Raw genomic sequence first — 22330 nt, forward strand, 5'->3', positions numbered from 1 at the left:
GTGAGCGTCTTTGCGCCAAAAATGCTGCCAATCCTTTTCAGTCTGGCGATACGCCCGACATTATCAGCTCACAGACAATTCAGTCAGCAGCCAACGAAACGCGTAATTGGTACTAGATAGAATATCAAAATTCTATGTGGCTGCCTAGTACAATTTGTGACATTCAAGAAAAAGCATAGCCGGGCACCTCACCTGTTTGATGGTGCCGTAATGGATGCAGCAGCCTTAAACACTTTCCCAAACTCCTGAAACGCCATTGCAGACACAGCAAACGTCCTGAACGGCAAGCTCACCCTCGCAATCGGGAAATCCCCCGCCAAGGCCACATACCCGCCCAGCGCGGGCAGAGACTGTACAGGCCAGCCATCATGGCGATGATCGCTACGCAGGCAAAGGCTCCGAGCAACAGTGTGGTGGGGATACCCATAAACGTGGCCTTTCGGCCTAGTCCTTTGAAGACTGGATAGGAGTTGGCAGCCATCGCTTACTTCCAGAGCAGCATGACCAGCTCTGCTGCAGAGCCCGCTAACAGCACTCCAATGCCCCAACGGATGGCATCGTCTTTGCGCATGACCTCTGCGGAATACAGTACGAAAATAATGACGCCGATGATGATGGCGGCAATGGGCAGAATCACGTCCAAATTGTCCTTGAGTGTCTGTAGTGTGGATTGCGCCCTGGATAAGCCGCCGATGGACTGAGCAAGTGCAGCCTGATGGATACCAATCAGCAGCCATGCCGTAGCTAATTTGTTTATCACACGCAGGAAAGGTGCTGCCATTCTGAAGTGCTGTAGTAGAGACATGAAAGGACTCCTGCCCCAGGACGCGGTGTGGCGTTGGGGTCTTAGGTGGTGGTAGGAAGATAGGGTGGGTTAGGCCATGCAGGCGTTAGGTGGTCTCGCCTTGCTCTGCCTCTGACTCTTCGTCTTGAGGCTGAGCGAAGCCGTCCATAGATGGATTAGTAATGAAACCGTCTGGCGTTCCTTGATGGTGTGCAGGGGGTTCAGGATCTGGACTCTGTGTTGACGGTGGCTTCCTTGGTGCGTCCTCACTTGCGGGATGGGACGCTGCCTCTTTCAGGGGTGCCAAGGCGGGTACTTTGATGTTGGCTTTGGCCAAGACCTTGCCTACATACCCATTGGTGAAGCCGCGCGTGAAGTTGCCGGTGTTGTAGCAGGACAGTGCCGCACGCAAGGACTGTTGTGGGGCCTTGTGTCGAGACAATGATCTGGCATAGCACTCTGCAAGCACCGTCTGGGCAGCCTCAAGATTGCGGCAGGGATCAAAGACGGTTTTGGTGTCCAGATTTAGCCAGGCCCAGTTTCGTACGTTGATCTGCCCCAAACCGGCATCGAAGTCGATACCTTGATCAATGAGGCCTTGTGCTGCTTCGGTGGCTTCTGCCAACGTTCGAGGCTGTTGCCGCAGGTGCTTGCCCTTGCGGTTTACGCCGATGGCGTACTGACGGGCGCGAGACTCATGACTGATCAAAGCATGTAGCGTTATCGGGTGAATATTGGGTGCGCAGGCAAGGGCTAGGGCAGCAAGTTCTGCGATCATGGAGTAGCCCCTATCAGTGATTGGCCTTACGTCTGGGATCCGTTAGAGAGAAATTCCAGCCGCTGGCCCAAATACCGCCATGATCGGCATCCCATTTGGCTTGTGCTGCGTCGTACTCCTGAGCTTCGACCCAGTGCCCGCCCATGCTTGGCCTACCCACGTAGCGCACAGACAGCTCATGAGTCCAGGCATGGTCGTTGTAAACGGCACAATAGGTGGGCAGTTGGTCGAGAGTGACGGTGGGAAGCGGATGCACTTCGTACACGGTCTGCCCGCTGTCGTCGCCGTACTCGTGCTTACGCCATTTGTAGGCCGTATCGGCATAGGTACGGTTCAAATATTCTGGGTCGCATTTCCCGGCCCCGCGTGAGATGGCGTCAATGCGTTCTGGCATGCCCTGATCGGTTGATGCTGGGCATTGAGATAGAAAGGAGCGTCTGGCGTCGACGGTTGCTGACCAGTCCAGGCCATGTTTGCTGTACTTTTTGATGTCGAAGTAATGATCCAGCGATGGGCTGCATTCGTTAGGCCGCAAGCCGGAGGACAAGCACAGTGTTGCTTCGCAGGCCAGACGAGGGATGCCGGTGAGCAAGTCAGTTGCGACGGCATGGGTGGCAGGGGTCAGGACGCAGGCGAGCGCTAGCGTCCCAGCCCGCAGGTCGGGAAAGGATTGCATGAAGGTGTCTCCGGGGAAGGGGTACAGCAGATGGCCAGGGAACAGGCCGGGGATGGGTTAGCGTTGGCGCTGCAGAGATTGTTGGGCGATGGCGATCTGTTCAGGTTTGGCCATAGCTCGCACCAGATGAGCTGTTTCGATGGCGGCCTGGCGGGTATCGCGTAGCTGCCCCAAGTCGGCCACGATCTGGCGTAGCAGGGTTAGTTCTTCCTGCAGCGTGTCGTCGGCGGAAAGCCGACGTCTTATGTAGTTAGAAAGTGACAACCCGGATAGGACAGCTGCTTCGCCTAGACGCGCAGCATGAGACTGGGTCACCCGGATGCGGATGACCTCGGAGAGCGGTTCGTTCATGGGGTACCTATAGGTGGGGTCGCGGTAAGCGTCCGGCTAAACCATATTGACACGCCCGCGTAAAGCGGGCGTTGTCGTTTAGTGTGCAGTCGTCGGTCGCCAGTTATGCGGCAGCAGCTCGTCGATGCGGCTCGCCGGCTGTGTGGGCAGGCGCGTGAGTACGTCCTTTAAGTAGGCGTACGGATCATGGCCATTGAGCTTGGCTGACTGAATCAAGGTCATGACGGCGGCGGCCCGTTTCCCCGCGCGCAAGGAACCGGCAAACAGCCAATTGTTGCGGCCAATGGCGATCGGCCGGATCTGATTCTCGATCCAGTTATTGTCGATCGGCAACTGCCCATCATCCAGGTAACGCGTCAACGCCACCCAGCGTTTAAGGCTGTAGTCCAGAGCCTTGGCCGTGGCAGACCCGTCCGGCACGCGCTCTCGCTGGGCCAGCATCCAGGCCTGTAAGGCATCGGCCACAGGCTTGGCCTGCTCCTGCCGTCTTCGCCTTCGCTCTTCGGTAGTCAGGTCTTTCACCTGACGTTCGATTTCATAGAGCTGGCCCATGTAGTGCACGGCTTGCTGGGCAAGCTGACTCTTGGCCGCCACATGCAAGTCGAAGAACTTGCGCCTGGCGTGCGCCATGCAGCCTATTTCGGTAATGCCCTGGGTAAAGCACGCTTTGTAGCCGACGTAGTCATCGCACAGCAGACTGCCTTGCCAATCGCCCAGGAAGCTGCGGGCATGTTCGCCCGCCCGGCCTTCGGTAAAGTCGTAGACCACCGCACGCAGGTCTTCGAATGCACCCGGCGCATAGGCCCACAGGTAAGCCCGATGGGTTTTCTTCGTGCCAGGCTTGAGCATCTGCACGGGCGTTTCATCGGCATGCACGACGCGGTGTGTGAGGATCGCTTCGCGAAGCGCATCGGCCAAGGGCTGCAGCTGCACGCCACACACGCCCACCCATTCGGCCATGGTGGAGCGGGCGAGCTTCATGCCGGCTCGCTCGAAGATTTTTTCCTGACGGTACAGCGGCAGATGATCCGCGTACTTGGCCACCAGTACTTGCGCCAGCAAGCCGGTAGAGGCCATGCCCTTGTCGATGACGTGGCTAGGCACCGGCGCCTGGGTCAGCGTCTCGCATTTCTTGCAGGCCCATTTGCCACGGATATGGCGCTCCACCGTGAACAGGCCAGGGGTGTAGTCGAGCTTTTCGGATACGTCTTCGCCGATGCGCTGCAGCTGGCAACCACATTGGCAAGTTGTACTGTCAGGCTCGTGGCGATGCTCAACACGGGGCAGGTGCTCGGGCAGCGCGGCACGCTTGGGCTGCTGAACGGAGCGGGCGGCCGGTTGGCCGCGTAGCAGATCGAGTTCGGCTTCGATGGCCGCAATATCTGCGCCGACCGTGTCTTCCAACAAGCTGCCTTGCACGCCCGAGAGCTGCTCCCCCTTTTTGCCGAACTGGTAGCGGCGCAGATTGGCAATCTCGTGGGTCAGCTGCGCGATCTTGGCATCTTTGAAGCGGATGTCGTCGCGGTGGCCTGCGAGCATCTGTTCGCGGCGCATCAAGAGCTGGCGTGTTTGTTCCAATTCCTGTTCGTGGCGCAACAACTGCTCGGCCGTTTTAGCCAGCTTCTGCTCGTTCTCGCCCAGCTCGGCCATGAGGCCACGAACCTTCTCGCGCAAGGCGTGTGCATCAAGTTCGTCGAGGTTTTGGGCAGAAGCAATCATAGCCACCAGTGTGCCATGACCTGCTAGGGGTAAGCTATTGGCGGATGCCCCAATTGCATTACAAGACGTCGATGACCCCGCCCGGACCGATGCGCTGCCATGGCAGGCCGATGACCAGCGCCTGCAGTTGTTCATCGGTCAGGGGTACGTCGGGCGAACCGAGTCGTGGCCAAGTAAAGCCTCCCTTATTAAGCCGCCGGGCCGCCAGCCATATACCGATGCCGTCATGCACTAGTACCTTTATGCGGTTGGCCCGACGGTTCGCAAAGAGGTAGGCATGGTGAGGATGGGCCGCACCGAAGACCTTGACCACCCGCGCCAAGGCCATCTCGGTGCCCGCGCGCATGTCCATCGGTTCAACCGCTAGCCATATTTGGTCGACGCGAATCATCGCATCACAGCGCGCAGCCAAGTCGCACACTGTTCGGACTGAGCCATGGGCCAGCGTATCGTGGCCTTCAGGCCGTTGTGCTCGAACTCAATCGCGATGTCTTCGCGGACTACGGCCGTGATTTGTACCGCTTCAGATTGCGCACGTTGCAGCGGTATGAACTGCGCAGCCACATCACGCCGCACAGCGGGCATTGGCGCAGATTCAGGATCGCCGAAGCGCTCATGCTCCTGAATCCATTTGCGAAGCAAATTCGGATGCAGGTCGTGCGCCCGTGCTACAGCCGCTACGGAAACGCCACGCTGCTGACAACTGGCGACGACCTCAGTCTTGAACTCGATACTGAACTGACGCCGTTGGCGCCGACCTTCTTGTGCGGAAAGCTCGTAAGGATGCATTACTCCACCTACTGGGATGAATTACTCCACCAAGAAACTAGTGGAGCCGCCATCCTCTACGATCTGCCGCTCGGCCTCAAGATGGTTTTACCGGACGCATACGGGTCGCGCGCTAGTCTGTCGGTAAAGCAATTGTTGTTGGAGATACGGCTTGACACATTCTGTTGGATTCATTAGCGTGGGGTGGCAATAGCCACTGTCGGCTAAAAGCGGCCCCCTAACCATCCGTTCTTTCGGAAAGAATTAAGACATGCGCTTCAGAAATTTATCCAAATGGAATGACTCTGCCCACACAGCGGGATTGCTTTTTTTTGCGCAGCTCTTAGAGGAATTGTTATTTGACTTTTCTCTGGATACTTATAAGGCCTCAGTGATGCAAACTGGCTCGTTATGCAGTGAAGCTATTAGAACTATAGATGACATCGAGGCGGGAAATATTAAAGAGCCAAATATCTGGCACGTAACCTCAGAGTTGTGCGCAAGCTTTGAAAAAGACTCTGTCGCTCAAGCGTTAGTTCCGCTGCCTTCAGGTGCATTTTTTGGAAAGCTAAAAAATACCAGAACTCCATTGAAAGAATTGAAAGACGTATTGAAGCTTCTTTTGGTTCAACTTAAGCCAACGTCTTACCGCGACAAAAACGAAGAGTTACTTGCAAATGAAATCTGCGGTAGACAAGCACACTCTGAGATTCGACGACTCGCGAGAAGTTACATTACCACGTTAGTCTCAACTGGTTATAGCCAGAAATATTTACATGAAACTTCTCTGGATTTTTTTTGGCGTGGCCCCGGCAATATCATTGACAATGCCGCGATCATGGAATTCTTTGCGCTAATCCCTCGAGCGCATAGCTCATTTACGGCAATTTTCCATGTTGACAAACTCTTCGCTGGAGCAGCGACTGCGTTTGACTCGCTCGGTATGAAAATACATGAGACTTTGCCAGATAATTTTGAAACCTCAAAGTGGCCAGCGTTCACATCGCAGGCGCATGGACGAATCTATGCTGTTGTAGAAAAGATTTCCGCGCGTGATGTCTATAGCGCACGGATGGAAGCCGAAAGTCGCTTGAAAATGGGATCCACTTTTCTTTCATTATTCCATCATAAAAAGGAAGCCTGCTGGTCACCCGATAGCATTATCATAAATGAAGAGAACTCCCAACAAAGAAAAATCTCGCAGCCGATCAATTCGATGCATAAGTGTTTGGATATGCGTGAAGTTTTGGCTGCCAAACAGCTCCAACTCTTTATGCAAGATTTCTCGCTTGAAAGACAATCTTTCGCTAAATTTATCAGCAGTTCCCGACTACATTCGATGGCGCTCGCAAGTGATACCGAAGAAAATCAGATTCTCAATCTTTGGGTCGCGCTGGAATCGCTGGTGCCCTCGGAGACCAAGAGCGCAGATACGTCCAATATCGAGCACATCACGAACTCAATAACGCCATTCTTAAATTTTGAATATATCGAGAGACTTCTAGATAATCTGGTAAGGGATTTGCTGCGTTGGAACCATCGCGCAACGAAGACTGCACTGCGCAATGTGCCGGGAAAGAAGTTCACGCATAAGCTCGCAAAATTACTTGCTTTACAACAATTTAGTGCTGAGCTCGCTCAGCTAGAAAATTCGTTTCGTGACTTCCATCTTCTGAGGGATAGGGTTGGGTATTTTAAGTCAACATTATCCAGTCCGGAGGCTGTGATTGATGCATTGAAAAATCACAAACAGCGACTTGATTGGCAGATTCGTCGAATTTATAGAACTCGAAATGTAATCGTCCATACTGGGGTAACACCAGACTACACCAGAACACTAATTGAGCATACGCATGTTTATCTAGATAGCATCCTTGCAACCTTGATAAAACTGGCCTCTAAACCCCGAGTGATTAACTCGGTCGGGCAAGGATTCAAGTTTATCGAACTGAAGTATGCAAGTTACTGTGCCCAACTATCGGACAAAAATCTTGAGTTTGATATTACAAATATTGAACGGTTGCTATTTGATCAGTGACGTCTCGTGCAAACAAACGGCGCTCAGCTTTCAAGCTTATCCAGCTTCCCCACCAAGTCCTCGGCCCTCAAGTGCGTATACCTTTTCAGCATCTGCATAGACTTATGCCCACTGATCGCAGCCACTTCCTGATCTGATAGCCCGGCCTCCACCAATCGGCTAACCGCTTCATGCCGTAGATCATGGAACCGAAAATCCACCAGGTCGGCAGCTTTTTTCGCATCATTCCATGCCTTGTCAAAAAGATAAGGCCTCCGCACCCCATCCCGGCCTGGCTCACCAAAGAACACCAGATCCGTCTCCGGTGGCCGCAACGGGTTATCCAGCGCATCTTGAAACGAACTGGTCGCGGCCCTGGTTAGCGGCACGGTACGGGGCGATGAGTTCTTGGTATGTTCCAGCCTGACGACTCTTTTTTGCATATCGACCTGGCCAACTCGCACTCCGGCAATCTCCGAAAGGCGCATTCCGGTTTCCAACGCGATCCGTACTATCCAGCTAAACATTGGATTGGAATAGGCATCCACTGCTGTCAGTAGCCGTTTATTCTCTGCCGGTGTCAGCCGTCGGTTACGCCCCGCACCAGGGGCGGGGCGGCGAATATTAGATACGGGGTTGAACGGCAGCCCAATGCCCCATTCCTTGATCGCAATGGTGAATAGGTGGCCAAGTAGGGCTAGTTCCAGGCGTACAGTGTTATTGCTACGCGGTACACGCTTGCCAGTCTCGTCTTCATCACCAGCCAGGCGGGCATCACGGTACTGGGCAACAATATCAGCGCTCAAGCCAGCCAGGGAATATTTACCCAAATGCTTGATCAGCGCTAGGGCCTTTTTATGTTCGCCAATCTGGGTCGATGCGCGCTTAGTTGGGGTAACTTCTCGCAAATAACGCTTCAGCGCCGCCTCAAGAGTCATTCGTTCAGCCGGCGCACGATGTATGTACATGCCGCGTACCATTTCATCTTCAGTACGGCGCGCCCAGTCTTCGGCGTCTCTTTTAGTGCGGAAAGTTTTGGCGGTAGTAGGCCAGCCAGTTTTGCGGATTAATGCCTTCCAGGTACCGGAAGGAGTCTTGACGATAGTGGCCATACAGGCTCCGAATGATGCTCAACGCTGCACCACTGTACCGAAACTGTACCTGACTCGCAATCTTGGAAAATCCCCCAGTCTTGGGGTAGAAGCTATAAATCGCGCTAGAGCCTTATAAACACTAGAGATTTTAAGCTGGTGCCCGGGGCCGGAATCGAACCGGCACGCCTTGCGGCGGGGGATTTTGAGTCCCCTGCGTCTACCAATTTCACCACCCGGGCCAGGGAGCAGAACGCATGACTGATGCCATGCGTTTGATAGGAAAGGACGTGATTATAGCAGCTTTGCTGTTATTGGCAGCTCGCCGCCGCCCAGCCTATCGATAGTTCTGTGGCGCCAGCGCTATAGCCTGTTTCAGTGCTTCCAGCAGGCTGCGTTCGTCGGCTATGCCTTTGCCGGCGATGTCGAAGGCGGTGCCGTGGTCGACCGATGTTCTGATGACGGGCAGGCCGATGGTAACGTTGACTCCTTCTTCCAGCCCCATGACTTTGACGGGGCCGTGGCCCTGGTCGTGGTACATGGCGACGACTCCGTCAAAATCTCCGCGTGCCGCCCGAAAGAATAGGGTGTCCGCGGGTAGCGGGCCGGTGACGTCGATGCCGTCCTGGATGCATTTTTGAATGGCGGGAATGATTTTGCTTGCTTCTTCGCCTCTGCCGAAAAGCCCGTTTTCTCCTGCGTGGGGGTTGATGCCGCAAACACCGATGCGGGGTTTGGTTATGCCGGATGCCTGAAGGGTGCTGTGTATGCGTGCGATGGTGCGGCCGACTAGCCCGGGTTCAATGCGTTCTATGGCGTCGAGCAGGCCGATATGCGTGGTGACATGAATGACTTTGAGTTTGGCCGAGGAGAGCATCATTGAGACTTCCTTGGTTCCGGTCAGGTCGGCAAGCAGTTCTGTGTGGCCGGGGTAGCGGTGGCCTCCGGCATGCAGGGCTTCTTTGTTCAGTGGGGCGGTGCATATGGCGTCGACCTGGCGGGACATGCAAAGCTGTGCGGCGCGCTTGACGTACTGGTAGGCGGCGTCGCCGCAGATGGCCGAAAGTTGCCCGAAGGGTTGATCGGCGGGAATCAGCTCGAGGTCAATGCAATCGATGGTCCCAGATATGAACCGCGCCTGGGCGGGTTCGGAAACGCAATGAATGGACGGGTGTTTGCCTACGATTTCCGCTGCCTTGGCGAGTCTTTTGGCATCCCCGATGACGATGGGCCGGCATGCTTCATAGGTAGCGGGGTTTGATAGCGCGCGCACGATGATTTCGGGGCCGATCCCGGCTGCATCGCCCATGGTGATGGCGATGATGGGCCGCTTTTGCGCCTGTGCTGTTTCGTTGGTATGGGGTTCCATGTCCGCGTCCTTTTCAATGACTGTCGGTGCGGGAGCAATACTCGCTGGTTCGATCATGAGGGTTCCAAGTGTTGTCGCAGGCGCAGCAGGGTTTGTGCATCGCCGAAGGCGCCGGCTTTTATGAGAATGGGCAGTTGCGGCCAGTGTCTGGAATACACATGTGTCACGCCGGGCTCATGGGTATTATGCGCTTGCAGATGGGTGAGTTGCAGTTTATCGAACAAGGCCCGCGTGGTGTCTCCGCCGCAGCAAACCAGCGCCCCCAGTTGTCCGAGCCTTGGTGCGATCAGCGCCGCCATGCGGGCCGCGTACGCGGGCGATAGGTCGGGGCGTAGGCTCTGCTTGGGGTCTATGTATACCGCCATGTCCTGCTGGTTGGTGATTGCCTTGTCGATCAGGTGTTCGGCACTGTGTTCGGGGTGTCCGGCGACCTCGTCAATGGTGAGCGGCAGGAGCTGGACTTGTGTGGTTTTGCTTAATTCCTGGATCTGTCGTCTGGCCGTCGCGGAAAAGCTGCCGACCAGGAACAGTGTGCTGCCTGGCGAGGTTTTCTTGCCTGGATAGGCCTGGATTTCAGCTAGGTCAGGGCCGGGCAGGAATTCGCTCAATACAGATGCGAGCCCGCCGCTGCCCACCCAGATGCAGCGGGTGCGGGCGGCCAATGCCGCCGCTACGATTCGCCGCATATCGTCTACGGTTCGGGCATCGCAAAGCAAGGCGGGTTTGGGGCCGGTAGCGGCGTGCTGGACAAGCTTGGCCGTTTCCTGGATGTCGGAGCCTTGGAGGTTTTCAATCGCAAGGCAAGTGCAGTCGAAGCCGAAGGATTCCAGTTGTGAGCGGATCGAGACGGCTTCATTGGATGGGGGGCTGTCGCGTCCTGGTCCGCCGGGTTCTGCCGATGCGTCCTTGAGTTCCAGTTTTCCATTGATGAAGGCTCGCCCCAGCAGGGGATGCGCGGGGGCGACGATAAACAGCGCGGGAGGCTGTTGGGGCGTCCGTTGCGGTGCGATGGCTTGTTGTAGAGCGTCGAGTTCGGCTCCGACATGGCCTCGCAAGGTGGAGTCGAGTTTCTTGAATAAAAGTGTGTCGCCTGCTTGCCTTGTTGCAAAAAAACTGGCGATGGTACGGGCCGCTTCGGTGGGCGGCATGCGGCGCGTGTCCAGATCCACGGCGGTAACCACCCTGTCCGTGTTGTACGCGAGGGTGGGGTCCAGGAATATTTCCGCGGAGTATTTGGCGCCCGCCAGCGCGACGGCGGCGTCTGCGGCGCCGGTAAGATCGTCGGCCACGACGAGAAACCGGCGAGATCCAAAGCCCGGTTCGTTCAGGGAGCCATGGCTTGGATAGGGTAGGCCTGGCGGCGACCCGATTCCGGTTTCCTGTTTGTCCACGAACATGTCTCCGCAGCAAGCCTGTGTATTAGGGGGACAGTTTTTCCTGGCCCGGCTCGAACTCCATCAAAAGTAGTCCAAGTATAGAGGGCCGGCATATATAGCGCAGAGATACTGCGGCAGTAACTTTAAGGTATTGGACCGCGGGATGAATGGTTCCTAGAATTTATCAAAATTCAAATAATGATGCGGTATCGACTAAGGAGGCAATACATCATGAAAATACTGCCCAGGCTACTCTGCGCATTTTCCCTGCTGGCCATGGCGGCGCCTGTGCCCGCTGCCGATAGTTTCCCGGACCGGGCCGTGTACTGGCTGGTCCCCTGGGCGCCAGGAGGGGCCAGCGATACGGTGGGCCGGATCATCAGCGATAAACTGAGCAAGGCCCTGGCGCAGCCTGTGGTGGTCGAGAACCGTCCGGGGGCCGGTGGAAATATCGGTGCTGAAATGGCCGCCCGCGCCGCGCCGGATGGCTACACTCTCGTGCAATTGACGGATGCCACCACCATCAGCCCAAGTTTATATCCTTCGTTGAAATATGATCCCGTCAAGGCTTTTGCACCGATTTCTCTAATCGCCACGGGGCCGCACGTATTGGTGGTGAGCTCGGCCTCGTCGATCCGGACGCTTGCCGATCTGATTTCCCAGGCGAAAGCCAAGCCCGGTGCTATCAATTATGCGACGGCGGGGGTAGGTTCGGCGCAGCATCTTGCCGTTGAAATGTTCAAGCGCGTTGCTCATGTGGAAATGGTCCATGTGCCTTACAAGGGTGGCGGCCCGGCCCTGGTCGATGTGCTGGGCGGACAGGTGCCTGTGGGCGTGTTCGGCCTTGCGCCGGTACTGCCGCAAATCAAGGCCGGCAAGCTGCGCGCCATAGCGGTCACCAGCATTGAGCGCTCGCCCACTTTGCCTGATGTTCCCACAATTGCGGAGTCGGGGTTCCCGGGGTTCTCCTCCGTTCAATGGTTTGGCGTTGCCGCGCCGGCAGGCACGCCCGCGTCCGTTATCTCGAAGCTGAATCGTGAAGTGGTGGGTGTGTTGAAGAACTCGGAGGTCAAGCTCAGCCTTGAGAAACTGGGGGCAACGGTAGTGGCCGATACGCCGGAGCAATTCGCCCAATACATCCGGCAGGACGCCGATAGCTGGAGCAGCATAGTCAAAAATTCCGGCATAAAGCTGGAATGATTTTACGTGGACTGGAAACCATGCAACAGAAACTGAATATCCTTCTTATTACTTCGGACCAGCAGCGTGGCGACTGCTATGGCTTCGAGGGCCGCAAGGTCAAGACACCGCATCTGGACGATCTGGCGCGTGATGGCACGCGTTTTTCGGCGTGCATCACTCCGAATGTGGTGTGCCAGCCATCGCGGGCATCGATGTTGACCGGTTTGCTGCCGCTGACGCATGGTGTGGGTGACAACGGTATAGATCTGCCGCCCGAAACGGGCCGGGCCGGCTTCGCCGGTACTTTAGCCGCGCATGGCTACAAAACGGGCTTGATAGGGAAGGCGCATTTTTCCACCTCCCACACGCTGGCGCCGACCGGCACGCCGGAGTGCCGGGCCAGCAGCGCCCATTTCGGCCCCGACTGGTACGGTCCTTATATGGGGTTCGAGCATGTGGAATTGATGCTCGAGGGCCACAATCAGTGGCCCCCCATGAAGCCGCCGGCGGGCCAGCATTATGAGCATTGGTATCATGCCGATGGCCGTGGCGACGAGCGTACACGGCTGTACTCCACGCGGCTGCCGCCGCTGTCGAGCGCCGTGCAAACCTGGCATTCGGCACTGCCGGCCGCTTGGCATAATTCGACGTGGATCGGCAACCAAACCATAGAATATCTGCGCAACAATAAAGACCAGCCGTTTTGCCTGTGGGCATCGTTTCCCGATCCCCACCACCCCTTCGATGCGCCGGAACCCTGGAGCCGCCTGCATCATCCGGATGAGGTCGATCTCCCCCAGCATCGCAATCTGGATCTGGACAAGCGCCCCTGGTGGCATCGTACAAGCCTGGAAGGAAAGCCGGTAACCATAGAAAAATTCCGCAAGGAACGTGAAGAGTTTTCCCGGATCCCCGTCCAGAGCGATGAACAACTGCGCCAGTTGATCGCCAATTATTATGGGATGATTTCCCTGATTGACCACAATGTCGGACGGATCATGATTGCCCTTCAGGAATTGGGCCTGGCGGAAAATACCCTGGTGATCTACACCACTGACCATGGCGATTGGCTGGGCGATCACGGCCTTTTGCTGAAGGGGCCGATGATGTACGAAGGCCTGCTAAGGGTGGGGATGATTATGAAAGGGCCTGGCATACCTGCCGGCCATGTGGTAAGCGACCCCGTTTCCACCCTGGACCTTATGGATACGATGTGCGATTACACAGGGGCCAGCCCGCAAGGGCCTTTGCATAGCCGCAGCCTGCGTCCGCTGATCGAGGGCCGGGGCTCGCGCGATTTTGCCTACAACGAGTGGGATCTGCGCGCGTCCCGTTGCGGTGTGGATTTGCGCTTGCGCACCGTCCGCACCCGCGATTGCAAAATGACTGTCGAACTGAATTCTGAAGCGGGCGAGCTGTACGACCTGAGCGACGATCCGGGGGAAATGGTCAACCGTTACGATGATCCCGCGTATGCGGCCGCCAGGCAAGAGATGCGCGATATGATTTCGTCTCGGCCGCAAGACTGCAGGCAGACGCCTTTGGAGCAGGTGGGCATGGCCTGAAGGTTGCTGGTGTGCTGTTCGGCTGATTTGAATACACGAACTACGCAAACAGCACACTAGGGCTGGTTCCCGGCGCTGGTGGTGGATCGGGACCTGGCGACTTCCCGTGCCACGTCCGAGAATATCCGGATGGTATTGAAGGTGTCCTTCTTGTGCCAGGCCAGCGCAATGGCGGCCGTAGGCAGTTCTTCGAGCAGGGGCCTGTATACGACTTCCGGCATTTGTATCTTCTGAACGGACTCGGGCACTATTGAAATCCCCAGGCCCGCACCCACCAGTCCGATGACATTCTGCATAGGGGCGGCTTCCTGGGCAATCCGTGGCAAAAACCCGAAACCCTGGCAGGCGTCCGTGATCTGGATTCGAAAGCCCGATCCGCCTCGCTCGGGAAACATAATGAATTGTTCCTCGCTCAGGTCGTACATCGATACCAGGTCCTGGGTTGCAAGACGATGGCCGCTGGGCAGTGCCAATATGAACCGCTCCTGGAAAATGGTTTCGAAAGCGATGTCTTTATCGGTTACCGGCAGGCGCAAAAAACCGATATCGATGCGGCCGTCGCGCAGCGATATGGCCTGGGTGGGGCCGTCCATTTCGCGTAGGGTCAGCTCGACATCCGGATATTGTTGATGAAATGCCCGCAATACCCAGGGCAGGAAGGAATAACTGGCCGATCCCACGAAGCCTATGGAAAGCCGGCCGATTTCGCCGCTGTCTACCCGCCTGGCAAGATGCGAGGCCCGTTTTGTCTGCTCCAGGATCAGGATGGCTTGCTCCCGGAACGCTTCGCCCGCTCTGGTCAGTGCGACTTGGTGCTTGGAGCGGGTGAACAGCTGAGCGCCGATCAGTTCTTCGAGATTCCGTATCTGCTTGCTGAGGGCCGGTTGCGCAATATGCAGGCGTTCCGCCGCGCGACTGAAGTTCAGCGTTTCCGCCACACTGAGAAAATACCGCAAATGACGTAGTTCCACAGCCAATATCTCCTGAAATGAGGGGTGTTGCGGGTTGCTGGCGGAGCGCTTTCCAGCCCGAACAGCTCGTAGGGGCTATGGCGGCGGCACGGCCTTGGTGTTGTCGATATTGGTGCATATCGTCAATATATCGGCCGGCTCTTTGCTGATCGACAAATACTTGTGCCCCAGGGTGCTGTTGAAGTAGGCCGATTCGCTTTTCTTCAGGGTAATGATAGTGGCATTCTCGAAATGGATCTGCACGGCGCCGCTCAGCACCATGACGAATTCCTGCCCGGGGTGGCGAATATAGTCTTCGAAGTCTTCCAGCTTGCGCGAGAGGATTTTCGCCTGCATGGGGATCATGATGCGCTGGGCGGAGTCGCCGAACAGGAACTTGATTTCGTAGTTGTCGGTGGAGTAGGTCTTGGGAGTGGCGTCGGCAGAGGTCAGTATGCTGTCGTGCGCGTCGTCGTGGGGGCCTTTGGACTCGAACAGTTCCGACATGTCCACGCCCAGGGCCCAGGAAATGGCCACGAATTTCTCGTAGCTTAGCGAGGTTTGCCCAAGCTCCGCCTTGGACAGGGTCGATAGCGCGACGCCGGATTGCGCGGACAGGGCCTTCAGTGTGAAGCCCTTTTTCTTGCGGATGGCGCGCAGGCGCAGGCCCAGTGCTTCTTTGGAGACGATTTCGGAAAAGGGTTTGGCGGGGTGCGCGCTCATGGCATGCATTGTATAGGTTGGGCTTTATACAAAGTGGCAGGCGGCCTGCTGCTCGCCCTCGATGGTTCTAAGCAGGGGTGTTTCCTGGGCGCAGCGGGCCTGGGCCATGGGGCAGCGTGTGCGGAAGGCGCAGCCCGAGGGCGGGTTCATGGGGCTGGGGATTTCGCCTTCCAGGCGCTGCGCGTCGGCCTTGCCGCTAACGTCGGCAAATCGCGGCACGGCGGCGATCAGGGCTTGGGTGTAGGGGTGCCGGGGGTGGTTGAAGATGGCGTCGCGGGTGCCGGTTTCTACGACGCGGCCCAGGTACATGACGGCGACCCGGTGGCTGATGTGCTTGACCACGCTCAGGTCGTGCGAGATGAAAATATAGGTCAGGCCCAGGGATTTCTGCAGGTCGGTCAGCAGGTTGATGACCTGGGCCTGCACCGATACGTCCAGCGCCGACACGGGTTCGTCGCAGACGATGAATTCGGGTTCCAGGGCCAGGGCGCGGGCGATGACGATGCGCTGGCGCTGGCCGCCGGAAAATTCGTGCGGGTATTTTTTCAGGGCCTCGGGCTTGAGGCTGACGAGCTTGAGCAGCTCGGCGATGCGCCGGTCGGCGTCTTTGCGCGCGTAGTTGAAGTTGCGCAGGGGCTCCATCAGTATGGATTCGACGCGCATGCGGGGGTTCATCGATGAAAACGGGTCCTGGAAGATGAACTGGATTTTCTTTCTCAGTGCGCGCAGTTCATGGCCCTTCAGGCCGGTGATGTCCTGCTGGTTGAAGCGGATTTCGCCGGCGGACGATTCCAGCAGGCGCGCCAGGCAGCGGCCCAGTGTGGATTTGCCGCAGCCGGATTCGCCGACGATGCTCAGGGTTTCGCCTTTGCGAACGACCAGGGATACGCCGTCGACGGCTTTCAGCAGGGCGGTGCCCTGGCTTTTCTTGACCTTGAAGTATTTCTTCAGGTCGCGGACTTCCACGTAGGGGTGGCGGGCGTCGTGGTCGGCGGGCTGTGTGTGCATAAGGAGTCTCGCTTTGGGTGCGCTTAGTGGCCAGGCAGGCCGTCGCGGCACCAGATGCGGTGCGTGCCGCCCACGGCCAGCTCGGTCAGGGCGCGGCTGGCGCAGGCGTCCAGCGCCTGGCTGCAGCGGGAGTAGAAGGGGCAGCCTTGCGAGTCCGGCGTCATGGTGGGGACGATGCCCGGCAGTTCGACCAGCCGCGTGCTTTCGCCCTGGAAGTCGGAATAGGCGGGCAGGGAATGGATCAGGGCCTGGGTATAGGGGTGGCTGGGCTGGAACAGCACTTCCGCGACGCGGCCTTCTTCTATTTTCTGTCCGGCGTACATCACCATGACGCGTTCGCAGGCCTCGGCCACGACGCCCAGGTCGTGGGTAATCAGAATAATGGCGGTGCCCAGCCTTTGGCGGATGTCGCGCAGAATGTCCAGGATCTGCGCCTGTATGGTCACGTCCAGGGCGGTGGTGGGTTCGTCGGCGATCAGGACGTCGGGCTGGCAGGCCAGGGCCATGGCGATCATTACGCGCTGCCTCATGCCGCCCGAGAGTTCGTGGGGGTAATTGTTCAGGCGTCGCTCGGGGTCGGAGATCTGCACCAGTTTCAGCAGTTCGATGGCATCGGCCCGGGCCTGGTTTTTGGATTTTTTCTGGTGCAGGACAATGGGTTCGATGATCTGCTGGCCGACGCTGAACACGGGGTTCAGCGAGGTCATGGGTTCCTGGAAGATCATCGAAACCTTGTTGCCGCGAATCTTGCGCAGTTCCGCTTCGGGCTTGCGCAGCAGGTCTTCGCCTTCGAGCAGGATGGCGCCGGTGGCGATTTTGGCGGATTTGCCCAGCAGGCCCATGATGGCCAGGGAGGTCACGCTTTTGCCGCAGCCCGATTCGCCGACAATGCCCAGGATCTCGCCGCGGCCCACGTGGAACGACAGATTCTTCACGGCCACGACGGAGCGTTCCAGCCCCTGGAAATGCACGCTCAGGTTCTGCACATCGAGTATTTTCTTGCGGGTGTCGTGCATGGGCGATCCTATATTTTCTTGGCCAGCTTCGGGTCCAGCATATCGCGCAGGCCGTCGCCCAGCATATTGATGGCCAGCACCGTCACGGCCAGGAAAAGGCCCGGGAATAGGATGATATGGAAGGCGATGGCCAGGTAGTTGCGGCCCTCGGCCATGATGTTGCCCCAACTGGGAATCTGCGGCGGAATGCCCACCCCCAGGAAACTCAGGACCGCTTCGGTGATGATGGCCGAGGCGGCGATAAAGGTGGCCTGCACCATCAGCGGCGCGAACAGATTGGGCAGGATGTGCTGCAGCAGGATCTTGGGCGTACGCGAGCCCAGCGCCACCGCCGCTTCCACATAGGGCTGGTTGCGGATGATGATGACCAGCGCCCTGACAAGGCGCACGACGCGGGGAATTTCCGGAATCACGATGGCGAAGATGACGGTGGCCAGGCCGCCGCGAAAGGCGGCCATCAGGGCAATGGCCAGCAGCACTCCGGGGATGGCCATCAGGCCGTCCATGATGCGCATGATGAACATGTCGATATGCCGGAAGTAGCCGGCGATCATGCCTATGGCCACGCCCGCCGCAACGCTGATGAACGAGACGGCGATGCCCACGATGAGCGACACGCGCGAGCCCCAGAGGGTGCGGGCGTACACGTCGCGGCCCAGGCCGTCGGTGCCGAAGAAGTGCGCCAGCGAGGGCGGCTTCATGCGCGCCAGCGGATCGATGTCGAGCGGGTCGATGCGGCTCAGCCAGGGGGCGGCCACGGCAATGAAGGCCAGCAGCAGCAATACCAGCATGCCCAGGTACATCATGGGATGCTGCCTGAAGGAATAACAAAAACGGGTTCGCAATTTCATGGGATGGGTACCTGTGATCCGGCGGCGCTATTGGTCGACGCGGGGGTCGAACAGGCGATAAGACAGGTCTACCACCAGGTTGATCAGCACATACACGGCCGATGCCAGAAGCAGGATGCCCTGGATGACGGGGTAGTCGTGGCTGAGTACGGAATCGACGGTCAGCCGTCCGATGCCGGGAATGGCGAACACGGTTTCGGTGACGACCACGCCGCCGATCAGCATGGCGATGCCCACCCCCACGGTCGTGACGATGGGGTTGGCGGCATTCTTGAAGGCGTGCCAGATGATCTGCCGGCTGCCCAGGCCCTTGGCGCGGGCGGTGCGGATGTAGTCTTCCGACAGGGCTTCCAGCATGGTGGCGCGGGTCATGCGCGTGATGAGCGCCATATAGATCAGGCCCAGCGACACGCAGGGCAGCACCAGGTGGCTGATGTAGGCGCCCAGCCCTTGCGCGTAGGTTCGGTAGCCCTGCACCGGCAGCCAGCCCAGCTTGATGGAAAACACATAGACGAAGCCGTAGGCGATCAGGAACACGGGCACCGAGAAAGCCAGCACCGACAGGAACATGACCAGCCTGTCGGTGATTGCGCCAGCCCGCCAGGCGGCCAGGATGCCCAGCGGGATGGCGGCGAATACGGCAAACAGGATGGTGAACAGGGCAATCGACAGGGTCGGGCCAGCGCGCTGGCCGATCAGCTTCAGCACCGGTTCGCCGGTGGTAATGGAGGTGCCCAGGTCGCCCTGCAGCACATGCGCCGACCACGTGCCGAACTGCACCAGCAGGGGCTTGTCCAGGCCCAGGTTGGTCCTGATTTTCTGTATGTCGTCGGCGGTCGCCTGGTCGCCCGCCATGACGGCGGCGGGGTCTCCGGGCGAAATGTGTATCAGCAGGAACACAAAGACCGCCACCACCAGCATGACCGGTATGGTTGAAAGCAGTCGTCTCAATACATAAAGCACGTTATGGATTCCTTTCTGTGGCTTTGTGTCCTGCCGCGAAGGCGCGGTTTATTTGGCTTTCTCCACGTTCCACATGACAGCGATGCCGGATTTCATGGGGGCGTAGTCTTTCAGGCCGCGCGTGGCGAAGACCTGCTTGTATTCGCCCCACATGACGTAAGGCACGGTCTGGTAGGCTTCGACCTGGATGTCGGCCGCCAGCGCCTTGCGTTTTGCGGCGTCCGCCGTCTGCATGAATTGCGTGCGCAGTTCGTCGAGTTTCTTGTCACAGGGCCAGCCGGGCAGGCTGTTGCCGCAGGCGGCCGCCAGCCAGGGGCTGGCCAGCGGATTGTTGACGTCGAAGTAGCCGGCCTGGGTCAGGAAGATGTTCCAGCCGCCTTTGTCGGGGGCGTCTTTCTTGATGCGGCGCGCCGACAGCGTGGCCCAGTCCATCGATTGCACGTCGACGTTCACGCCGGCTTTCTTCAGGTTCTGGGCGATGACCAGCGTGGCGGGTGCGATCACCGTGTCGGTGGGGTGCAGCACCACGACCTTTTCACCGTGATAGCCGGCTTCTTTCAGCAGTTCCTTGGCCTTCTCGATATTCATGTCCTTGAAGGGCGCCGCGCCGGCATCGGTGGCGTAGGGCGAACCGCAGGAGTACAGCGAAGGGCAGTACTTGACGCGATATTTTTCAGGAACGCCGACCGCGGCCAGGTATTCGTTTTGATTCACCAGGTAGTACAGGGCCTGCCTGGCCTTGGGATTGTTGAAGGGCGGGAACAACTGGTTGGGAACCATCAGGCCTTCGGACGAGACCGAGGTGCTCAAGGTGATGTCCTTGTTGCCTTCCAGCACCGGCAGGAAGTCGGGCGAAACCTGCTCGATCATGTCCACTTCGCCGTTCATGAGCGCGGCCGTGGCTGTGTTGCCGTCGGGAATGTAGTTCCATTCCACGCGGTCGACTTTCACAACCTTGCCACCGGCCAGGCCGTCGGCCGGTTCGGCGCGCGGAACGTAGTTGGGGTTCTTCACATAGACCGCCTTGCTGCCGGGCACCCATTCGTCTTTCTTGAACAGGAAGGGGCCGGAACCGACCATTTCCTTGATCGCGACGCTGGGCTCGGTGTCGGCCAGCCGCTTGGGCATGATGAAGAGCGCATAGCCCGAGGGCTTGGCAAAGCCGTCGAGTACAAAGCCGAAAGGCTCGTTGAGCGTCATTTCGAAGGTCTTGGCGTCCACCGCCTTGAACTGCGCGCCGGCCTTCATCATGGCCTTGCCCAGGGAATCTTTCTTGGCCCAGCGTTCGATCGATGCGATGCAGTCCTCGGCGGTGACGGGCGTGCCGTCGCTGAACACCAGCTTGTCGCGCAGGGTGAACGACCATTTCTTGCCGTCGGCGGAAGTCGACCATTTGTCGATCATTTCGGGCTTGATGTCCCCTTTGCTGTCCTGGGCGAACAGGGTGTCGAAGACCATGTAGGCGTGGTTGCGCGTGATGTACGCGGTGGTGAACATGGGGTCGAGAATCTTCAGGTCGCCGTTGGGCACCAGTTTCAGCGTGGTGGCCGAGGCGGTTCCAAGCAGCGCGCCGCTTATCAGCATGCCCAGCGCCAGTCTTTTGTAGAAGCCGTATTGTTTTGCTTTCATGTCATTCCTCTCTGGATATATTCGTTTTGGAGCGATCAGTGTTCTTGCCGGCGGACGGGCCATTTCGGGAAGCGGACCTTCTTGTATTTCAGGATGGCCAGGTCCCTGGGCACCGACCCCGGCGAGTCGACGTAAATAATGTTGCCGGAGACTTTTGAGAATTCGGCCTGGAAATGCTGCGAGGACTTGACCACGATCAGTTTCTGCCTGGCCAGGTCGATGCCGAACTGGGTGAACAGGTCTGTGCCTATGGCCTGGTTCCGGGCCGTGACCAGCACAATGGTGATGCCTTCCACTTCGATGACCGCCACGTTGCCGAGCCGCGACGGCGAGCCCGACAGCCCGGTCATGATGGCTTCTTTTTTCAGTTCCTTGACCATGCACATCACATCCACGGGATTGCCGGAGGCGGGCGAGGTTTTCCCGCCGATGCGCAAGGGCAGGCGCGCGCCCATGCCCGCGTCCTGGCAGATCTGGATGGCGACCGGATCCCAGAGCGGCCCGAGCACCACGTCCTTGACATGGCGCTTCAGCAGTTCTTCAAGAATGAAGGTCGAATCGCCGGCCGCTCCGCCGCCGGGATTGTCGGCCGAGTCCGCCAGTATGGCGGGGAATACCGGGCCGGCAAGGGCCTGGTCGATGGCCGCCGAAACGCTGGGGTAAGGCGCCTGGAGGAGGTCGCGGAATTCGATAATTTCCCGGCCCAGTTGTTGGGCCAGGGCGGCGGCCTTGGCGGGGTTGTCGTCGGTATACACAATGACCTTGGTGCCCATTTCCGGCACATCGCCCCAGGGGAAGCTCTGGGCAATCGAAATGGAAATGATGCCGGGCTGTTTTTCAAGTTCGAACAGGCGGTCCACGAAGCTGCGCATGGGTTCGCGGGAGGTATGCATCATGGACGCCATCTCGCAGTCGAACACGGCGACGCTGGGCTTGATCTTGCCCTGCTGCATGGCCACGCAGCGGTCGACCAGATCCAGGCCGCGATCGAGAATGTCGGTGTGGGGGTATTCCTTGAAACAGATCAGCAGGTCGGCGCTGTCGGCCATGAGCGGCGTGAAATGGCAGTGCGGGTCGAGCTCGGCGCCTATCACCACCTCTTTGCCGACGATGGCGCGCACGCGGCTGAGAATATCGCCTTCGCAGTCGTCGTAGCCGTCGGCGACCATGGCGCCGTGCAGCCCCAGCAGCACGATATCGACTTTGCCGGCTTTTTTAAGGTCGGCCAGGATTTCATCGCGTAGGGTTTCGTAGGCGTGGCGGGTGGTCAGGCCCGCCGGCATGGCTCCGGCCGCCGTGCCTTCCACGACCTGCCAGTCGGTGCCCTTGGCGCGCAGCCGGGTTGCCCAGGTGGGGCCGGCAAAATGCATCATCTGGTCGGGATGTTGCCCGGCGGGAAAATAGCCGCGGGCATGAAAACAGTCCAGGCCGGTGGGGATGGGCGAGAAGGTATTGGTTTCGGTTGCGATCGCTGCGGTGAATATTTTCATGCTGGGCTGCCAGGTAACAGGGGA

The 22330-nt window shown here is 58.3% G+C and carries 22 protein-coding genes and 1 tRNA gene; 3 read left to right on the plus strand and 20 right to left on the minus strand.

The features are described from left to right. Positions 1-289 precede the first annotated feature (289 nt). From LSG25_RS18955 to LSG25_RS18990, 8 genes are all read right to left on the minus strand, one after another. Positions 290-481, minus strand: a complete 192-nt coding sequence (locus LSG25_RS18955; protein ID WP_370635919.1) for a VirB3 family type IV secretion system protein — start codon at positions 479-481, stop codon at positions 290-292. A gap of 3 nt (positions 482-484) precedes the next feature. Next, positions 485-805 (minus strand): TrbC/VirB2 family protein, encoded by a 321-nt coding sequence (locus LSG25_RS18960; protein WP_232742426.1) that lies wholly within the window; start codon positions 803-805, stop codon positions 485-487. An 85-nt stretch (positions 806-890) separates the two neighbouring features. After that, positions 891-1562, minus strand: coding sequence for a lytic transglycosylase domain-containing protein (locus tag LSG25_RS18965; RefSeq protein ID WP_232742427.1), 672 nt, complete (start codon positions 1560-1562; stop codon positions 891-893). 13 nt (positions 1563-1575) lie between these two features. Further along, positions 1576-2238 carry a TrbM/KikA/MpfK family conjugal transfer protein gene (locus LSG25_RS18970; RefSeq protein WP_232742428.1) on the minus strand — a complete coding sequence of 221 codons (663 nt, stop codon included), beginning with the start codon at positions 2236-2238 and terminating at the stop codon, positions 1576-1578. Positions 2239-2295: 57 nt separating this feature from the next. After that, positions 2296-2589, minus strand: a complete 294-nt coding sequence (locus LSG25_RS18975; protein ID WP_232742429.1) for a hypothetical protein — start codon at positions 2587-2589, stop codon at positions 2296-2298. A 78-nt stretch (positions 2590-2667) separates the two neighbouring features. Then, complete coding sequence (locus tag LSG25_RS18980) at positions 2668-4128, minus strand: IS66 family transposase (RefSeq protein WP_370636021.1); 1461 nt, start codon at positions 4126-4128, stop codon at positions 2668-2670. Between the two features lie 238 nt (positions 4129-4366). Beyond that, positions 4367-4699, minus strand: a complete 333-nt coding sequence (gene tnpB, locus LSG25_RS18985) for an IS66 family insertion sequence element accessory protein TnpB (protein WP_232742276.1) — start codon at positions 4697-4699, stop codon at positions 4367-4369. Continuing rightward, entirely contained in the window at positions 4696-5097 is a 402-nt protein-coding gene (locus LSG25_RS18990; protein ID WP_232742275.1) for a transposase, read from the minus strand. The genes tnpB and LSG25_RS18990 overlap by 4 nt, the downstream gene beginning before the upstream one ends. Positions 5098-5347: 250 nt before the next feature. On the opposite strand from LSG25_RS18990, the gene LSG25_RS18995 reads away from it, so the two are divergent. Continuing rightward, a complete protein-coding gene (locus LSG25_RS18995) occupies positions 5348-7114 on the plus strand; it encodes a hypothetical protein (protein ID WP_232742430.1) in 1767 nt (588 codons plus the stop codon). A 23-nt stretch (positions 7115-7137) separates the two neighbouring features. On the opposite strand, the gene LSG25_RS19000 is transcribed toward LSG25_RS18995, so the two are convergent. The 4 genes from LSG25_RS19000 to LSG25_RS19015 all read right to left on the minus strand — a co-directional run bounded on the left by LSG25_RS19000 (position 7138) and on the right by LSG25_RS19015 (position 10944). Beyond that, positions 7138-8205, minus strand: a complete 1068-nt coding sequence (locus tag LSG25_RS19000; RefSeq protein ID WP_232742431.1) for a site-specific integrase — start codon at positions 8203-8205, stop codon at positions 7138-7140. 136 nt (positions 8206-8341) lie between these two features. After that, positions 8342-8426 (minus strand) — tRNA-Leu (locus LSG25_RS19005). Positions 8427-8521: 95 nt separating this feature from the next. Continuing rightward, positions 8522-9553, minus strand: a complete 1032-nt coding sequence (gene pdxA, locus LSG25_RS19010) for a 4-hydroxythreonine-4-phosphate dehydrogenase PdxA (RefSeq protein ID WP_232744768.1) — start codon at positions 9551-9553, stop codon at positions 8522-8524. A 53-nt stretch (positions 9554-9606) separates the two neighbouring features. After that, the gene (locus LSG25_RS19015) at positions 9607-10944 is read right to left on the minus strand and encodes a four-carbon acid sugar kinase family protein (RefSeq protein ID WP_232742432.1); all 1338 of its coding nucleotides are present in this window, start codon (positions 10942-10944) and stop codon (positions 9607-9609) included. Between the two features lie 216 nt (positions 10945-11160). Between LSG25_RS19015 and LSG25_RS19020 the strand changes: the two genes are divergently transcribed. Both LSG25_RS19020 and LSG25_RS19025 read left to right on the plus strand, forming a co-directional pair. After that, positions 11161-12129: a tripartite tricarboxylate transporter substrate binding protein gene (locus LSG25_RS19020; RefSeq protein WP_232742433.1), complete on the plus strand. Its 969-nt coding sequence runs from the start codon at positions 11161-11163 to the stop codon at positions 12127-12129. Between the two features lie 20 nt (positions 12130-12149). Continuing rightward, positions 12150-13676, plus strand: a complete 1527-nt coding sequence (locus LSG25_RS19025) for a sulfatase-like hydrolase/transferase (RefSeq protein WP_232742434.1) — start codon at positions 12150-12152, stop codon at positions 13674-13676. 56 nt (positions 13677-13732) lie between these two features. Here the strand turns inward: LSG25_RS19025 and LSG25_RS19030 are convergent, their stop codons facing one another. The 8 genes from LSG25_RS19030 to LSG25_RS19065 form a co-directional block, all read right to left on the minus strand. Next, entirely contained in the window at positions 13733-14647 is a 915-nt protein-coding gene (locus tag LSG25_RS19030; RefSeq protein ID WP_232742435.1) for a LysR family transcriptional regulator, read from the minus strand. Positions 14648-14722: 75 nt separating this feature from the next. After that, positions 14723-15349, minus strand: a complete 627-nt coding sequence (locus LSG25_RS19035) for a helix-turn-helix domain-containing protein (RefSeq protein WP_232742436.1) — start codon at positions 15347-15349, stop codon at positions 14723-14725. A 24-nt stretch (positions 15350-15373) separates the two neighbouring features. Then, positions 15374-16357 carry an ABC transporter ATP-binding protein gene (locus tag LSG25_RS19040; protein ID WP_232742437.1) on the minus strand — a complete coding sequence of 328 codons (984 nt, stop codon included), beginning with the start codon at positions 16355-16357 and terminating at the stop codon, positions 15374-15376. A gap of 23 nt (positions 16358-16380) precedes the next feature. Next, positions 16381-17373, minus strand: coding sequence for an ABC transporter ATP-binding protein (locus LSG25_RS19045; protein WP_232742438.1), 993 nt, complete (start codon positions 17371-17373; stop codon positions 16381-16383). An 8-nt stretch (positions 17374-17381) separates the two neighbouring features. After that, positions 17382-18224, minus strand: coding sequence for an ABC transporter permease (locus LSG25_RS19050; RefSeq protein ID WP_232742439.1), 843 nt, complete (start codon positions 18222-18224; stop codon positions 17382-17384). Between the two features lie 27 nt (positions 18225-18251). Next, positions 18252-19187 (minus strand): ABC transporter permease, encoded by a 936-nt coding sequence (locus LSG25_RS19055; protein WP_232742440.1) that lies wholly within the window; start codon positions 19185-19187, stop codon positions 18252-18254. A gap of 48 nt (positions 19188-19235) precedes the next feature. Continuing rightward, positions 19236-20816 (minus strand): ABC transporter substrate-binding protein, encoded by a 1581-nt coding sequence (locus LSG25_RS19060; RefSeq protein ID WP_232742441.1) that lies wholly within the window; start codon positions 20814-20816, stop codon positions 19236-19238. Between the two features lie 35 nt (positions 20817-20851). Next, a complete protein-coding gene (locus tag LSG25_RS19065; protein WP_232742442.1) occupies positions 20852-22306 on the minus strand; it encodes a M81 family metallopeptidase in 1455 nt (484 codons plus the stop codon). Between the last annotated feature and the right edge of the window lie 24 nt (positions 22307-22330).

The sequence above is a fragment of the Paralcaligenes sp. KSB-10 genome (genome assembly GCF_021266465.1).
Taxonomy (GTDB): domain Bacteria; phylum Pseudomonadota; class Gammaproteobacteria; order Burkholderiales; family Burkholderiaceae_B.

Bases quoted from the DNA above. Each gene is read 5' to 3' on its own strand.
- LSG25_RS19060 (WP_232742441.1), bottom strand. From the start codon at position 20,816: ATGAAAGCAAAACAATACGGCTTCTACAAAAGACTGGCGCTGGGCATG.
- tnpB (WP_232742276.1), bottom strand. From the start codon at position 4,699: ATGATTCGCGTCGACCAAATATGGCTAGCGGTTGAACCGATGGACATG.
- LSG25_RS18955 (WP_370635919.1), bottom strand. From the start codon at position 481: ATGGCTGCCAACTCCTATCCAGTCTTCAAAGGACTAGGCCGAAAGGCC.
- LSG25_RS18970 (WP_232742428.1), bottom strand. From the start codon at position 2,238: ATGCAATCCTTTCCCGACCTGCGGGCTGGGACGCTAGCGCTCGCCTGC.
- LSG25_RS19040 (WP_232742437.1), bottom strand. From the start codon at position 16,357: ATGCACACACAGCCCGCCGACCACGACGCCCGCCACCCCTACGTGGAA.
- LSG25_RS19045 (WP_232742438.1), bottom strand. From the start codon at position 17,373: ATGCACGACACCCGCAAGAAAATACTCGATGTGCAGAACCTGAGCGTG.
- LSG25_RS18980 (WP_370636021.1), bottom strand. From the start codon at position 4,128: ATGCTCGCAGGCCACCGCGACGACATCCGCTTCAAAGATGCCAAGATC.
- LSG25_RS19020 (WP_232742433.1), top strand. From the start codon at position 11,161: ATGAAAATACTGCCCAGGCTACTCTGCGCATTTTCCCTGCTGGCCATG.
- LSG25_RS19035 (WP_232742436.1), bottom strand. From the start codon at position 15,349: ATGAGCGCGCACCCCGCCAAACCCTTTTCCGAAATCGTCTCCAAAGAA.
- pdxA (WP_232744768.1), bottom strand. From the start codon at position 9,553: ATGGAACCCCATACCAACGAAACAGCACAGGCGCAAAAGCGGCCCATC.
- LSG25_RS19000 (WP_232742431.1), bottom strand. From the start codon at position 8,205: ATGGCCACTATCGTCAAGACTCCTTCCGGTACCTGGAAGGCATTAATC.
- LSG25_RS18990 (WP_232742275.1), bottom strand. From the start codon at position 5,097: ATGCATCCTTACGAGCTTTCCGCACAAGAAGGTCGGCGCCAACGGCGT.
- LSG25_RS18965 (WP_232742427.1), bottom strand. From the start codon at position 1,562: ATGATCGCAGAACTTGCTGCCCTAGCCCTTGCCTGCGCACCCAATATT.
- LSG25_RS18995 (WP_232742430.1), top strand. From the start codon at position 5,348: ATGCGCTTCAGAAATTTATCCAAATGGAATGACTCTGCCCACACAGCG.
- LSG25_RS19065 (WP_232742442.1), bottom strand. From the start codon at position 22,306: ATGAAAATATTCACCGCAGCGATCGCAACCGAAACCAATACCTTCTCG.
- LSG25_RS19050 (WP_232742439.1), bottom strand. From the start codon at position 18,224: ATGAAATTGCGAACCCGTTTTTGTTATTCCTTCAGGCAGCATCCCATG.
- LSG25_RS19025 (WP_232742434.1), top strand. From the start codon at position 12,150: ATGCAACAGAAACTGAATATCCTTCTTATTACTTCGGACCAGCAGCGT.
- LSG25_RS18960 (WP_232742426.1), bottom strand. From the start codon at position 805: ATGTCTCTACTACAGCACTTCAGAATGGCAGCACCTTTCCTGCGTGTG.
- LSG25_RS18975 (WP_232742429.1), bottom strand. From the start codon at position 2,589: ATGAACGAACCGCTCTCCGAGGTCATCCGCATCCGGGTGACCCAGTCT.